Source organism: Bacillus sp. JK106 (assembly GCF_053663355.1).
Window position 1 is genome coordinate 929,248 of the sequence record NZ_JBSJQC010000001.1, and the last position, 14,702, is coordinate 943,949.

The following is a 14,702-nucleotide window of genomic DNA, read 5'->3' on the forward strand; positions in this document are numbered from 1 at the left end:
GTGCCGGTATGACACAGACTCTTTTTTATATTATTTTTCAAACATGCTTGTAGAATGCAGTGGCTGGACGCGCGCTTTCGGGTCCATGTAAGCCTTCGCGTTGTTCACGGCTGTCGGAGCTTCGCCGAAACCGCTGGCGATCAGCTTGACTTTGCCTTCATATGTGCAGATATCTCCGGCGGCAAAGAAGCCTTCAATATTCGTTTCCATCGTGCTTTTGACGACGATGGAATTTTTCTCGATGTCAAGGCCCCAGTTTTTAATCGGGCCGAGAGAAGAAACAAAGCCGTAGTTTACGATCAGGTCATCAATTTCAATGATTTCTTTACGGTCGCCTTTCACTTCTTCGAGAACGAGTTGTTCGATCCGGTCTTCACCGACAAGTTCAGCGGGAACAAACGGTGTCAGCACGTTGACTTTAGAATTATGCAGGTTTTCGACACTGTGCTCATGCGCGCGGAATTTATCACGGCGGTGGATGATGCTGACTTCTTTAGCAATCGGCTCAAGCATGAGCGCCCAGTCAACAGCGGAATCGCCGCCGCCCAGAACGGCAACGCGTCTGCCTGCGAATTGATTGAGGTCGTCAATGAAGTAGTGCAGGTTTTTGCCTTCATATTGTTCCGCTGATTCCAGCTCAAGCTTTCTCGGCTTAAATGCGCCGTTTCCCGCGGTGATAATGACCGTTTTTGAATAATGCGTTTCTGAATTCGTGACAAGCTTAAACACACCGTCCGCCTGTTTTTCAACAGATTCGACGGCCTGCTCTAAGCAGATGGTCTGATCGAACTTTGCCATTTGCTCTTTTAAGTTATTCACAAGTTCCTGGGCGCGGATTTTCGGGAATCCGGCTACATCATAAATATATTTTTCAGGGTACAGCGCGCTGAGCTGGCCGCCAAGCTGAGGCAGGCTCTCGATGATTTTGACGCTCGCCTGTCTCATTCCCCCGTAAAAAGCGGTAAACAGGCCGACCGGGCCGCCGCCGATGACCGTAATATCATAAACCTTTGAATCCTCTTGCATACCAAATTGCCTCCTAATTGAAAATTGTTATTAATTATAACATAGAATTTGAAAGGATGACGAGTGCCGAAAACCGCCCGGCCGCTTCATTCTTGAAAAAAATTGCGGCCGCCGCTAAGATGGGGACAAATTCCAATCTGTTTTTTCCTGAATGTTTTCCGATTCTTCCGGATAGTATGGTGATATGCAGACATGTGCGGTTTTCTAAAAAATTTTATATTTCATTTCATAAAATCCCGCCAATAAGCTGAAGCTAATACAAATGTTGATTTGATTATGCGTCTAACAGCAAAAAAAAGAAGGTGGATGTGATGGCATTGAATAAACCCAAAATCGTGGTTTTAGGTGCAGGTTATGGTGGATTAATGACAGTAACAAGGCTTCCGAAGCATATCGGGGCAAATGACGCCGACATTACTTTGGTCAATAAACACAATTATCATTATGAAACGACATGGATGCATGAAGCGAGCGCAGGAACGCTGCATCATGACCGCTGCAGATATCAAATAAAAGATGTAATCAATGAATCACGGGTCAAATTTGTGCAGGATACCGTAAAAGGGATAGATGTGCAAAATAAAAAGGTGACGCTTTCACAAGGGGACATCCCTTATGATTATCTCGTCATCGGGCTTGGCGCCGTCCCTGAAACATTCGGGATTAAAGGCTTAAAAGAATTCGCTTTTCCGATCGCGAATATTAATACGTCGCGCCAGCTGAAAGACCATATTGAGCTCCAATTTGCGACATACAATACGGAGGCCGAAAAACGCCCTGACCGCTTAACCATCGTTGTCGGCGGAGCGGGCTTTACGGGAATTGAATTTCTCGGTGAACTTGCGAACCGCAAGCCGGAGTTATGCAGATATTATGATATAGATGAAAGTCTCGTCCGGATCGTCTGTGTCGAGGCCGCCCCGACGGTTTTGCCGGGATTTGATCCGGAGCTTGTCGATTACGCCGTTCAATACCTTGAGAGCAAAGGCGTTGAATTTAAAATCGGCACCGCGGTTCAAGAATGCCGCGCAGACGGTGTCACAGTCGGCAAGAAAGATGAAGAGCCGGAAGAAATCAAATCGCAGACAGTTGTCTGGGCCGCGGGTGTGCGCGGACATCCGATCGTGGAGGAAGCGGGTTTTGAAAATATGCGCGGCCGTGTCAAAGTCAACCCTGATCTTCGGGCGCCGGGACATGATGACGTTTTTATTCTCGGCGACAGCTCGCTCTTTATCAATGAAGAGACGGAACGGCCGTACCCGCCGACTGCTCAGATCGCGATGCAGCAAGGAGAAACGGTCGCTAAAAATCTGGGCGGTTTGATTAAAGGAGGCCAGCTTGAAGAGTTCAAGCCTGACATTAAAGGAACGGTCGCCTCCCTCGGTGAGCATAACGCTGTCGGAGTCGTATACGGCAGGAAGCTCAAAGGCATGCCGGCGTCCTTTATGAAAAAGGTCATTGATAACCGCTCGCTCTTTATGATCGGCGGGCTGGGCCTGACGCTGAAAAAAGGGAAGTTTAAATTCTTCTGAAAACCCGCAGCCGCGGGTTTTCTCTTCTTTTAAAAAAAAGCGCTATAAAAAGCATGTAAAAGAAAAAAATGAATGTTTCCGCTTACATGAGTTGTTATGTTACATATTCTGACTTGTTGCTTGACAAGTAAATATGATATATTATCAGAAAATTAAGAAAAAGGTGATCCGCATGAAAACGACAGCAAAAAGCACGGCTGCGTGTCCGTTCTGCTCAGGTAAAGGGTATTTTCAATTGCTTCTTGGCGGCTCCGAAACATGTCCCTCCTGCCAGGGAAGCGGCAAAGAGAGACGCTGATTTTTCCAGACGTTGACTTTTTTACCGCCCTCGAGGTACACTGAAAGTGCTGTAGGGGGTGGATGTTTGTGATTAGTTTGCCGGTTGTCCTGATCTCAATCGTACTATTTTTTGTACTGTTTTTCGGCATAGGCTTTCTGTTGAACATGCTGCTTAGAATGTCGTGGATTATGGCTGTTGTCTATCCGATTGTATGCCTTTTCATTATCAGCAATAAAAAGATGATCAGTTACGTGCAGGCGCCGGGGGAATCCTTTCAAAGCCTGTTTCAGCGCATCATGTCATTAGCGGTTGCGGATGTCGTGATTTTGGCGGGCGGACTGGCGGGAGCCATCATGTCAGGCATTGCCATAAAGGCGCTCAGAAAAAGAGGATATCAAATGTTTTAAGCCGCTTTCTTATTCAAGAAAGCTTTTTTTGTGTCGCGGCGCTTTTTGTATAGCACCTCACCGAGTTGGGAACAATGACTCGGAGGAGAGTGATTTCAGATTGACGATAATCAGACGCGTATTCATGATCGTGCTCTTTTTGGGCGCATGCCATGCGACATACTTTTCCATAACCGGTGTTGAAGCAAAGGATCTGACAATTTGGATGACGGAACATCGCGGCGCCGTTTTGAAAAACATCGGCACTCCGTTTCAATCCTTACAGAATCAGCCGGAAAAGAAGGCATCAGGCAGGGTAAAGCCGCTGGAAGAAGCTTTTGACTGGGAACGCTATCCGTCACAAAAGGTGACGGCCACCGGTTATACCGCCGGAGCGGAATCTACCGGAAAATCTCCGGGTCATCCGCAGTACGGAATTACATATTCAGGCGTGAAGGTCAAACGCGATTTATATTCAACTGTTGCGGCCGATCCGTCTGTTTTCCCGATCGGGACGATTCTGTTTATACCGAATTACGGTTACGGGGTTGTCGCCGATACCGGCTCAAAAATTAAAGGCAGCCGCCTTGACCTCTACTTTGACACTGTCAAGGACGTCTATAACAATTGGGGCAAAAAAACACTTGAAGTCTACATTATTAAAAAAGGGAACGGCACAGTGACTGAGGACGAACTTGTAAAGCTGAACGAAACAAAGTCGCTGCAAGTGTTCAGAAATCAATACAAAACGGTAAAAGAATAAAAACGCTTCAGCATCCGCTGAAGCGTTTTTACATAAAGAAATAATCTAAAATCAATGTCAGCACAATACCGGTGACGCCGCCGAAGAACACTTCAATCGGCTGATGGCCGAGCAGCTCTTTCAATTTCTTCTGTTTTTCTTTCTCTTCCGCTTTCTGAAAGTCCTTCGCTTCGCTGACAAACCGATTAAAGTCGATGACCAGTTTATTAATGACTGTCGCCTGTTCACCCGCATGCCGCCTGACACCTGTAGCATCGAACATCGTAATGACGGCGAAAATCGCGGCGACTGCAAACAGGGGCGAGTCCAGTCCCTGTTCCAAAGCGATTCCGGTTGACAGCGCGGTGACGGCGGCGGAATGGGAGCTCGGCATGCCGCCGGTGCTCGTCACAAGAGACCAGTCAAGTTTTTTGGATACGATAAATTGAATAGGCACTTTTACAACTTGGGCAAAAATAATGGCGGCAAAACTCGCCAGTAAAGGAAAATTCATAAGTACATCCATATGCGACATCCTTTCTGTATCTGCTGATTCCGATCGTATCGAAAAACTGCAGAAAACGCCCTTAGTTTGGTAAAATAAAATCAATGAAAAATGTTTTTTCATTATACCACTTTACATAACAAATACCCACATAAGGAGTGTGTACTCATGTTTTATGCATCTGATCAACTGCGGCATCCCGAAACACTGGTCATCGGTCTTTTTCAAAAAAGCACGCTGAACGGATTTACGAAGGAATTGGATGTTAAATTGGACGGTCATCTGACCCAGCTGTTAAAGGATGGTGATGTGTCCGCCAAACGCAATCGTGTATCAAAAGTATACCCTCCGGCTGCGACCGGTATGAAACGTATTTATTTTATCGGCCTGGGAAGAGAAGCGGATTATTCGTTTGAAGATACGAAAGAATGTTTTGCACGAGTATTTCAGCAGATTCATCAAGATAAAAAACAGGAAGTATCCGTGTTGCTCGATACATTCGTCTCCGGGGAAGTGCCTGCCGCCGATGCCGCTCATGCGCTTTCGGAAAGCTGTCTGCTTGCGGTTTATGAGGTGCAGGATTATAAACATAAATCGAATGAGCCGGATCAGGAACTGAAATCAGTCTGCGCCGTGACCGAAGAAGACCTGAGGGAAGTGCAGGCCGGCCTGAACGTCGGCGCGGCATACGGCCAAGGGACGAATTCAGCCCGCACGCTTGTGAATATGCCGGGTAATATGCTGACGGCCACTGATTTGGCGTCATATGCCGCTGAGCTTGCGGCAAAATACGATTTCGAGTGTGAAATTTTAGAAAAAGATGAAATGGAAGAGCTCGGCATGGGCGGGCTGCTTGCTGTTAACAAAGGCTCATCCGAACCGCCGAAAATGATCGTTCTGAAGTATCAGGGCAAAGATCAGTGGGAAGACGTCATCGGCCTGGTCGGTAAAGGAATTACCTTTGATACGGGCGGATATTCAATTAAGCCGAAAACCGGCATCGTCGGCATGAAAAGCGATATGGGAGGGGCCGCCTCGGTATTGGGCGCAATGGAAATTATCGGCGAACTCCGGCCTGAACAAAACGTGCTCGCCGTCATACCGTCTACGGACAACATGATTTCGTCCGATGCTATGAAGCCTGATGACGTCATCGTCTCGCTCAGCGGAAAAACCATTGAGATCCTGAACACCGATGCGGAAGGGCGTCTCGTGCTTGCCGACGGCATCACATACGCCAAGCAGCACGGAGCCTCTGTCCTTGTAGACGTCGCAACGTTAACGGGCGGTGTCATTGTCGCCTTAGGGAACGAAATGACGGGCGCCATGACCAATCACGCCGCGTTTTATGAACAAGTGGCGGAATCGGCGAAAGAATCCGGCGAGCCGATCTGGCAGCTTCCGATTACAGAAAAGGATAAAAAACGGGTGAGAAACAGTCAGATGGCTGATTTGAACAATTCCCCGGGAAGAGAAGGCCACGCGATTATGGCGGGGACATTCCTTGGTGAATTCGCGGAAAACACGCCGTGGGTTCATCTCGATATTGCGGGAACCGCGACGGCGAATAAAGCGACATGCTTCGGCCCTGCCGGCGCAACAGGCGTCATGGCAAGGACGTTGGCTGTTTTGACTGAGCGGTTTACGCCCGAAAGATAACAGCATCCCGCTGCCTTGATGCAGCGGGTTTTTTGATTTCCAAAATCTTTAGTTGACTAAAGCGCAGAATGTATGTTAACTTTAATTATCTACTACATTAGCAAACTAAAGGATTTTTGGAGGGACTCATCAATGAATGCTGTTGTTGTCGCAGTATTGCTTATGCTCGTCTTAAGCTTGCTGCGTGTCAATATTATTATAGCTTTAATGATCGGCGCGCTTGCCGGCGGGCTGACCGGCGGCTTAGGCCTCGGAGAGACGGTGAAGGCTTTTACGGACGGTCTCGGCGGAAATGCCACCGTCGCGGTCAGCTACGCGCTGCTCGGAGCATTTGCCGCGGCGCTGACAAAGACGGGGCTTCCCGATGCAATGGTGGAAGCGTCTGTCAAACTAATCGGAAAAAAGGAAGATTCGCGGAAAAAAGCACTGTCAAAAGTGTTAATCGTACTGGTTATTTTAATCATATCCTGTTTCTCGCAAAACGTGGTGCCCGTTCACATTGCGTTTATTCCTGTATTGATTCCGCCGCTTTTAAAAATATTTAACGAACTTGAAATAGACCGCAGACTGATCGCGTGTGTGATGACATTCGGACTGACTGCGCCGTATATCGTTCTGCCTGTCGGATTCGGACAGATTTTCCAAGGGATGCTGAGAGATAATATGGCGTCAGCCGGTTTAAAGGTGCCGCTCAGTGATATCCCGTATGCTTTAATCATCCCGACGGCCGGGATGGTAGTCGGATTAATTTTATCCGTCATCGTCTTCCGGAAACCGAAGAAATATGAGACGAAGGAGATTGCCGGACTGTCGTCTTCTCCTTATACGAAAAAAAGCATTGCCATCGCCCTGATCTCCATTGCCGTGTCGCTTGCCGTTCAGCTCTATCTGTCACAAGTGCTCGGAGTGGAAGGTATGATCATGGGCGCGCTTGCCGGTTTGTTTACGCTGTTTATCAGCGGAGTCATGAAGCGCAATGAAGCGGATAAGCTGATCACGGACGGCATGATTCTGATGGCTTTTATCGGGTTTGTCATGCTTGTTGCGGCCGGTTTTTCAAATGTATTGAACAAAACGGGCGATGTGGCTTCCTTGGTCAAAGCATCAACAGGCTTTATCGGTCACAGTCAATCATTAGGCGCGCTCCTGATGCTGGTGGTCGGTTTATTAATCACGATGGGAATCGGATCATCATTTGCAACCGTTCCCGTCATTACGACCATATTTGTCCCGCTGTGCGCTCAGCTCGGATTCAGCCCGATGGCGACGATCGCCGTAATCGGAGCGGCCGCCGCGGTCGGTGATGCGGGTTCTCCTGCAAGTGACAGTACGCTCGGGCCGACGTCAGGCCTCAGCGCTGACGGACAGCACCACCACATTTGGGATACGTGCGTACCGACATTTATTTTCTATAACATTCCGCTTGTGATATTCGGGTGGATTGCCGCGCTTGTTCTGTAAAAAAGGCTCCCGGAAAGGGGAGCCTTTTTGTATGCTGAGAACATCTTACGCCGGATTTCTGCTGAACCCCGTCGCTTTATGAATAGACCTGTATACGGCAGGCGCGATAGATGCCAATAACAGTGCTAAAATGATATCTTTTATGAAAAACCATATCATGTAAAACCAGGCCATTCCGTAGCTGATCGGAGCATGAAGCCATAATTTCAGCGCAATATACGTATAGGTCGTGCCAATGATATAAATGACGGCGGTACCGATCAAAGAGGCCCATGCATAATGCAGGCGGCCGGGATTTTTTGTTTTTTCCAGCAGCCATCCGGCTGCAAATGCCGCCGGGATGTAAGCGAGAATAAATCCGCCGCTCTTTCCGATAAACGGCGCAAAGCCTGCTGAGAATTGAGCGAAAACAGGCGCCCCCGCGAGTCCGGCCAATGCGTATACCGTCATTGCAATGGCTGCCCGTCTGGCGCCGAGAAGCATCGCGGCTAACAGACAAAAAAAAGGCTGCAGCGATAACGGGATTCCCGCAACTTGCAAAAAAGGAGCCATTGATGTAATGTTGGCGCCGACGGCCATCAGGGCGGCAAACATGCCGATAAGCGCCATATCGCCCGCACGAAGGTTGCGTTGTTTCATTTGTTTTTCCCCCTTACACTTGTACCAGATTAGCGTAATCGAAGGGTGATTGATTGTCAACAAAGATTTAATACAGGTTTACTAAATGGAGGGAGCCATATGTTTTTCGGGAAAACGAGACAAACAAAACAGTCGGAACGGATTCCGCCAAATCAAAATGTCACAACGAAGTTTCCCGTGCTTCACGCCGGAAATGTTCCTTATTATGAAGATATGTCAAAATGGAATCTGCAAGTGTACGGGCTTGTTGACCGTCCTATGCTGTTAAGCTTTGAAGATATCAAAGCCTTTCCGGAAGCCGAAGTGAAAAATGATATTCATTGCGTCACGGGCTGGTCCCGTCTTGATAATATCTGGCAGGGAATACGCGCCAAAGACATCGCTGAGAAAGCGGGTGTGCACAAAGAAGCGGGATTCGTCATTCTGCACGCTGAAGAGGGCTGGACGGCCAACCTGCCGCTTTCTGATTTTACGCGGGAAACATCCTTGCTGGCATATGCGCATAACGGCGAGCCGTTAACGCCAGAGCACGGCTATCCGCTCAGAGGCGTTTTCCCCCATCTTTATTTCTGGAAAAGCGCAAAATGGCTGCGCGGCATTCAGTTCACAAAGGAAAACCACCCCGGCTTTTGGGAGAAAAACGGCTACCATATGAGGGGAGATCCATGGAAGAATGAGCGCTTTACATGGGATTAAGCCCCTATCCCTACATAGTTCTTAGGTACCTTATTGAAATAAGGTGCTTTTTTTATATCAAAAATCCATTGACTTTGTTTGGCAAAAAACCTATTATTTGAGGTGTCTTTTGATATTGAAAATCATTATCAATAAGGGTAGATAAAGCAATTGCCACAAAGGGGATGAACACATAATGGACGGAAAACAAATAAAGCGGGGTTTCGCGCCGGCCGGCCGATACGCGGTTCCGGGCACAGAAGTAAGAGAAATGCGCTCAAAAGGAGGCCGTACGTATCGTATCTTTGTCTCTTTACCTCAGGAAGAACCGCCTGCATCCGGCTTCCCTGTCATATACCTGCTCGATGCGAATTCCGTGTTCGGCACAATGGCCGAAGCTTTGCGGGTACAAAGCCGACGGCCTGAAAAAACAGGCGTTGTGCCGGCGGTGATTGTCGGAATCGGCTACCCGACAGATCAGCCGTTTTCCGCCGAACGGCACAGTGATTTTACGATGCCGCTTTCTGAATCAGAACTGCCGGTGCATCCGCACGGCGCGGCATGGCCCGAACAGGGAGGGGCGGAAGCGTTTCTGGAGTTTATAGAAGAAGAAGTAAAGCCCGCGATGGAGCGGGATTATCCGATCGACAGAGGCAGGCAGACGATTTTCGGCCATTCGCTGGGCGGTCTTTTTGTGCTGCAAGTGCTTTTGACGAGGCCGGACATGTTCCAGACCTATGTTGCGGGAAGTCCGTCAATTCATTGGAACAAGCGTTTTATTCAGGAAAACGCGGAACGTTTGTCAGACCGGCTCTCTGCGGAAAATCTTCAAGTCAGCGTATTGCTGGCTGCGGGAGAAATTGAAAAAACACATAAAAGCAGAATCCCGGAGCACGCAGAGGCGCTGTACTCTTTATTATCCGGATTTGAAGGTGATGGAGTCCGCGCTGAATACAGCGAGTTTGAAGGAGAGGGCCATATTTCTGTCCTGCCCGTTTTAATCAGCAGAGCCTTGCGTTTCTGCCTGAATCCGGGAGGGCCGCATACCCCGTATTCTCCCGCATGAGAAAAAACAGGCCCTTCGAACTAAATGCGGCTGATTCTAATTTTCTAATTGACTGCGTGTTTTGATTTGGATATGATTGTCTTGAATCATAATTGATAATGATAATCATTATCAATATAGAAAGGGAATGATAATATGGACGCATTGGGAATGAAAGGGAAAACGGCCGTTGTCACCGGCGCCGCTCAAGGCATCGGAGAAGCAACAGCGCTTGCCCTTGCTGAACAAGGCGTAAATGTGGCAGCTATAGATACAAATGAAGACCTGCTTCCCGGGCTAACTGACAGACTTCGGCAAAAAGGCGTGCAGGCGCAGAGGTTTGCCGCAGATGTATCTGACAGTGCGGCTGTCAATGATATCATCGCTGCCGTTGAACGTGACATGGGGCCTATTGAAATATTGGCGAACGTTGCGGGCGTGCTGCGGCCGGGTCCGGTGCAATCCCTCAGTGATGAAGATTGGGATCAAACATTTTCTGTTAATACGACCGGCGTATTTCATGTATCGCGGGCTGTCAGCCGGTACATGATGGAGCGTCAAAAAGGCGCCATCGTTACGGTCGGTTCGAATGCAGCCGGCGTTCCGCGTGCTTCCATGGCGGCTTATGCGGCGTCAAAAGCGGCTGCCGCCATGTTTACGAAATGCCTCGGACTGGAGCTTGCGGCCTATCATATCCGCTGCAACATCGTATCTCCCGGTTCAACGGAAACCGACATGCAGCGTGCGCTGTGGCGGGATGAAAACGGAGCACAGGACGTTATCAGAGGTTCGCTTGATACATATAAAACGGGAATTCCGCTTCAAAAGCTGGCAAAGCCTTCTGATATTGCAAATGCCGTTTTGTTTCTGGCCTCTGAACAGGCAAGCCATATCACGATGCATGATTTATGCGTGGATGGCGGCGCTACTTTAGGCGTTTGATGTAACGAGAAGGAGGGATAATCATGACAAATCAACATGTATTGACGGAAGTGTCTGCAAAAGAGGTGCTGGACGCTTACAAGCCCGGGGCGTTCTTTTTAGCTTCCCCGAAAAGTACGCTCCTTGCAGAAGGTGTGTTTGCAAAAGTGCCGGATGCAGACGCGGAGAATCAGCTGGACTCACTGCCTGAACGTGTGAGACAGACGCTTCTTGAGGCAAAGCAAGCCGGCATCAAACATCCGATTGCGGCCGGCGCCATTCCTTTTGACGGCAGAAAAGCTTCCCGGCTTTTTGTACCGAAGAATGTCCATACGGCAGGCCCGCTTTCGTTTGCGGAATCTTCCGCAGAAAAGCCGCAATCCAATACATATGACATCCGCCCTGTTCCGGAGCCTGAGGGCTTTATGAGCGGTGTGGAACAAGGCGTATTCAACATTACGGACGGCCCGCTCAGCAAAATCGTGCTGTCAAGGACACTTCATCTGACCGCTGAAAAGGATATCGACATTCCTCAGGCCGTCAAGCATTTGGCGCAGCACAACCCGCGCGGCTATACATTCGCTGCCGATGTGACGGGAACGTCAGAAACAAGAAAAACGCTTTTCGGCGCAAGTCCTGAACTGCTGCTGTCCAAAAACGGAACATCGATTCTGTCCAATCCGCTGGCAGGTTCCAGACCTCGCAGCACAGATCCCGCCGAGGATCAGAGAAGAGCGGAAGAACTGCTGCAATCAGCAAAAGATCTGCATGAACATGCCGTAGTCGTGGCCGCCGTGGCCGCCGCCCTAAAACCGTTCTGCCGTGTGCTTGATGTGCCGGAAAAACCGTCACTCATTAAAACTGAGGCGATGTGGCACCTGTCCACCGAGGTAAAGGGAGAGCTGCGTGATCCGTCAACGACATCACTTGAGCTGGCCATCGCCCTGCATCCGACGCCCGCGGTATGCGGAACGCCGACGGATGCGGCGAGAGAAGCGATTCAGGATATTGAACCGTTTGACCGCAATTTCTATACGGGAATGGCGGGCTGGTGTGATGCTGAAGGCGACGGAGAATGGATTATCGCACTCCGCTGCGCCGAAGCGGAAACAAGGTCTCTCCGGCTCTTTGCGGGTGCCGGGATTGTCGCCGGATCAAAACCGCAGGATGAATTGGACGAGACATCGGCGAAATTCCGCACTATGCTCCGGGCGATGGGGCTTTACCAAGATGAGTTGTAAAAAAGGAGGGAACGGATCGTGCTGACTGGATTTACGCCATGGCCGGAAGAATGGGCTGACAAATACCGAAAAGACGGCTGCTGGAAGGGTGAGACGTTCGGAGGAATGCTGAAAGAGCGTGCGGCTTTATACGGAAATCAAACTGCCGTGACGTGTAAAGATGTACATTGGACCTACAAAGAATTAGATGAAAGGGCCGATCGTTTAGCGGCGGGGCTGCATAAGCTCGGAATTCAAAAGGAAGACCGCGTTGTCGTGCAGCTGCCGAATATCGCTGAGTTTTTTGAAGTGATTTTCGCGCTGTTCCGTCTCGGAGCACTGCCCGTTTTCGCGCTGCCTTCTCATAGAAGCAGTGAGATTACGTATTTCTGCGAGTTTGCAGAGGCGAAAGCATACATCATTCCTGATACGCATTCAGGTTTTGATTACAGGGCGCTGGCCAGACAGGTGAAAGACAAATTTCCGGATTTGGCGTATGTCATTGTGGCCGGCGAAGCTGAAGAGTTTCAGGAACTGAGCAGCCTGCATAGAGAGCCTGTTCAGCTGGAAGAGGTAAGCCCGGCGGAAGTCGCCTTTTTACAGCTTTCAGGAGGCAGTACGGGGCTGTCCAAGCTGATTCCGCGAACACACGACGATTACATATACAGTTTGCGCCTCAGCGCGGAAATATGCGGCTTGGATCATCACAGCGTTTATTTGGCCGCTCTGCCGACAGCGCATAATTATCCGCTCAGCTCGCCCGGTGTGCTGGGAACTTTATATGCCGGAGGCCGGGTTGTTCTGTCACCGACGCCGAGTCCGGATGACTGTTTCCCGTTAATTGAAAAAGAACGTGTCACGATTACAGCGCTCGTCCCGCCGCTTGCGATGGTGTGGATGGACGCATCCGGTTCGCGAAGTGATGATTTATCAAGCCTTCAAGTGCTGCAGGTGGGAGGCGCCAAATTCAGTGCTGAGGCGGCCCGCCGCGTAAAGAGCGCTTTCGGATGCACCCTTCAGCAGGTTTTCGGAATGGCGGAAGGATTGGTGAATTATACGAGACTGGATGATCCTGAAGAGATCATTGTCAATACGCAAGGCAGACCGATGTCACCTTTTGATGAGGTCAGGGTTTTAGACGATGACGGGCGGGATGTCGCCCCCGGGGAAGCGGGACATTTGTTTACACGCGGCCCTTACACGATTCGCGGATATTATAAAGCGCCTGAACATAATGAAAGATCATTCACAGCCGACGGATTTTATCAGACCGGCGATATCGTCAAACTGACGGCGGACGGCTATATCATCGTCGAAGGACGTGCGAAAGATCAAATCAACCGGGGCGGTGAAAAAATAGCCGCTGAGGAGGTGGAAAATCACCTTCTTGCGCACCCTGCCGTTCATGATGCGGCCATGGTTTCAATGCCGGATGATTTCCTTGGAGAGCGATCCTGTGTGTTCGTCATCCCGAAAGGAGAAGCGCCGAAACCGGGAGAGCTGAAAGCATTTTTACGTGAGCGCGGATTGGCGGCATATAAAATCCCCGACCGGATTGAATTTATCGCTTCTTTCCCGAAAACCGGCGTCGGCAAGGTCAGTAAAAAGGATCTTCGCGAAACGATCGCCCAAAAAGTAAAGCCGGCTGAAATCAAACAATCTTAAAAAAAGGAAGTGTTTACATTGGCTATACCGTCTATTCCCGCATATGCGCTGCCGACAGCGTCAGATATGCCTGAAAATAAAGTATCGTGGACGCTGAATCCGAAACGCGCGGTGCTTCTGATCCATGACATGCAGAATTATTTCGTCGATGCTTTTGCGAAAGGTGAGGCTCCGATCACGGAGGCGGCTCAGAATATCAAGAAAATAAAAGAGCAATGCAAAGCGCTCGGCATTCCGGTGGTGTACACCGCGCAGCCGGGCAGCCAAGACCCGGCGGACCGCGCGCTGCTGACGGATTTTTGGGGACCGGGGCTGAAAAGCGGGCCTTATGAAGAAAAGGTCATTCCGGAGCTTGCCCCGGATGATCAGGACATAGTCCTCACAAAGTGGAGATACAGTGCGTTTAAACGGACGAATCTCCTTGACATCATGCGTGAAAGCGGCAGAGACCAGCTCATGATTACGGGAATTTATGCACACATCGGCTGTCTCGTCACAGCCTGTGAAGCATTTATGGATGATATCCAAAGCTTCTTTATCGGAGACGCCGTTGCTGATTTTTCTTCAGAAAAACATAAGATGGCCATCGAATATGCGTCTCAGCGCTGCGCTTACACGGCTTTGACAAACGAAGTGCTGGAGCTGCTGGGCGGCGCGCCGGTTTCTGAAGGAGAAGGGAAGACTTCCGCCGTATTGACAAAAGACCGGGTGCGGGAACAAATTGCGGCGATTCTTCAAGAATCACCGTCTGATATTCAGGATCATGAAGACCTGCTGGACAGAGGCCTTGACTCCGTCAGAATCATGAGCCTTGTCGAACAATGGCGCCGTGACGGAGCTGAAGTGACGTTTGTGGAACTGGCGGAGAACCCGACGCTGGAAGAGTGGTGGAGACTTCTTTCTTCCCGATCTCAAAAAGTCTTGCCGAACGCAGATTATTTATAAA

The 14,702-nt window shown here is 49.6% G+C and carries 15 protein-coding genes; 12 read left to right on the top strand and 3 right to left on the bottom strand.

What is annotated here, in order from left to right:
• Positions 1-30: 30 nt before the first annotated feature.
• A complete protein-coding gene (gene yumC, locus ACWJJS_RS04860; RefSeq protein WP_003151984.1) occupies positions 31-1,026 on the bottom strand; it encodes a ferredoxin--NADP reductase 2 in 996 nt (331 codons plus the stop codon).
• Between the two features lie 311 nt (positions 1,027-1,337).
• Here yumC and ACWJJS_RS04865 point away from each other — a divergent pair, with 311 nt between their 5' ends.
• The 4 genes from ACWJJS_RS04865 to ACWJJS_RS04880 all read left to right on the top strand — a co-directional run bounded on the left by ACWJJS_RS04865 (position 1,338) and on the right by ACWJJS_RS04880 (position 3,987).
• Positions 1,338-2,558: an NAD(P)/FAD-dependent oxidoreductase gene (locus tag ACWJJS_RS04865; RefSeq protein WP_070082302.1), complete on the top strand. Its 1,221-nt coding sequence runs from the start codon at positions 1,338-1,340 to the stop codon at positions 2,556-2,558.
• Positions 2,559-2,730: 172 nt separating this feature from the next.
• A complete protein-coding gene (locus tag ACWJJS_RS04870; protein ID WP_007408708.1) occupies positions 2,731-2,856 on the top strand; it encodes a YuiA family protein in 126 nt (41 codons plus the stop codon).
• Positions 2,857-2,924: 68 nt separating this feature from the next.
• Positions 2,925-3,245: a YuiB family protein gene (locus ACWJJS_RS04875; RefSeq protein WP_003151989.1), complete on the top strand. Its 321-nt coding sequence runs from the start codon at positions 2,925-2,927 to the stop codon at positions 3,243-3,245.
• A 100-nt stretch (positions 3,246-3,345) separates the two neighbouring features.
• Positions 3,346-3,987 (top strand): 3D domain-containing protein, encoded by a 642-nt coding sequence (locus ACWJJS_RS04880; protein WP_454023362.1) that lies wholly within the window; start codon positions 3,346-3,348, stop codon positions 3,985-3,987.
• Between the two features lie 28 nt (positions 3,988-4,015).
• Here ACWJJS_RS04880 and ACWJJS_RS04885 read toward each other — a convergent pair whose 3' ends face one another.
• Complete coding sequence (locus ACWJJS_RS04885; RefSeq protein ID WP_003151991.1) at positions 4,016-4,492, bottom strand: divergent PAP2 family protein; 477 nt, start codon at positions 4,490-4,492, stop codon at positions 4,016-4,018.
• A gap of 147 nt (positions 4,493-4,639) precedes the next feature.
• On the opposite strand from ACWJJS_RS04885, the gene ACWJJS_RS04890 reads away from it, so the two are divergent.
• Together ACWJJS_RS04890 and ACWJJS_RS04895 are read left to right on the top strand one after the other, a co-directional pair.
• Positions 4,640-6,130 carry a leucyl aminopeptidase gene (locus ACWJJS_RS04890; RefSeq protein WP_278071284.1) on the top strand — a complete coding sequence of 497 codons (1,491 nt, stop codon included), beginning with the start codon at positions 4,640-4,642 and terminating at the stop codon, positions 6,128-6,130.
• A 132-nt stretch (positions 6,131-6,262) separates the two neighbouring features.
• A complete protein-coding gene (locus ACWJJS_RS04895) occupies positions 6,263-7,591 on the top strand; it encodes a Na+/H+ antiporter NhaC family protein (RefSeq protein WP_003151993.1) in 1,329 nt (442 codons plus the stop codon).
• Positions 7,592-7,636: 45 nt separating this feature from the next.
• Here ACWJJS_RS04895 and ACWJJS_RS04900 read toward each other — a convergent pair whose 3' ends face one another.
• A complete protein-coding gene (locus ACWJJS_RS04900) occupies positions 7,637-8,230 on the bottom strand; it encodes a biotin transporter BioY (protein WP_454023363.1) in 594 nt (197 codons plus the stop codon).
• 99 nt (positions 8,231-8,329) lie between these two features.
• On the opposite strand from ACWJJS_RS04900, the gene ACWJJS_RS04905 reads away from it, so the two are divergent.
• From ACWJJS_RS04905 to ACWJJS_RS04930, 6 genes are all read left to right on the top strand, one after another.
• Complete coding sequence (locus ACWJJS_RS04905; RefSeq protein ID WP_070082300.1) at positions 8,330-8,926, top strand: sulfite oxidase-like oxidoreductase; 597 nt, start codon at positions 8,330-8,332, stop codon at positions 8,924-8,926.
• A 175-nt stretch (positions 8,927-9,101) separates the two neighbouring features.
• Entirely contained in the window at positions 9,102-9,971 is an 870-nt protein-coding gene (locus tag ACWJJS_RS04910; RefSeq protein WP_077722776.1) for an alpha/beta hydrolase, read from the top strand.
• Positions 9,972-10,106: 135 nt separating this feature from the next.
• Positions 10,107-10,892: a 2,3-dihydro-2,3-dihydroxybenzoate dehydrogenase gene (locus tag ACWJJS_RS04915; protein WP_454023364.1), complete on the top strand. Its 786-nt coding sequence runs from the start codon at positions 10,107-10,109 to the stop codon at positions 10,890-10,892.
• A 23-nt stretch (positions 10,893-10,915) separates the two neighbouring features.
• Positions 10,916-12,112: an isochorismate synthase DhbC gene (gene dhbC / locus ACWJJS_RS04920; RefSeq protein ID WP_094247535.1), complete on the top strand. Its 1,197-nt coding sequence runs from the start codon at positions 10,916-10,918 to the stop codon at positions 12,110-12,112.
• An 18-nt stretch (positions 12,113-12,130) separates the two neighbouring features.
• On the top strand, positions 12,131-13,756 hold the full coding sequence (locus ACWJJS_RS04925; protein ID WP_454023365.1) for a (2,3-dihydroxybenzoyl)adenylate synthase: 1,626 nt from the start codon (positions 12,131-12,133) through the stop codon (positions 13,754-13,756).
• Positions 13,757-13,774: 18 nt separating this feature from the next.
• Positions 13,775-14,701 (top strand): isochorismatase family protein, encoded by a 927-nt coding sequence (locus ACWJJS_RS04930; RefSeq protein ID WP_454023366.1) that lies wholly within the window; start codon positions 13,775-13,777, stop codon positions 14,699-14,701.
• Position 14,702: the final 1 nt, after the last annotated feature.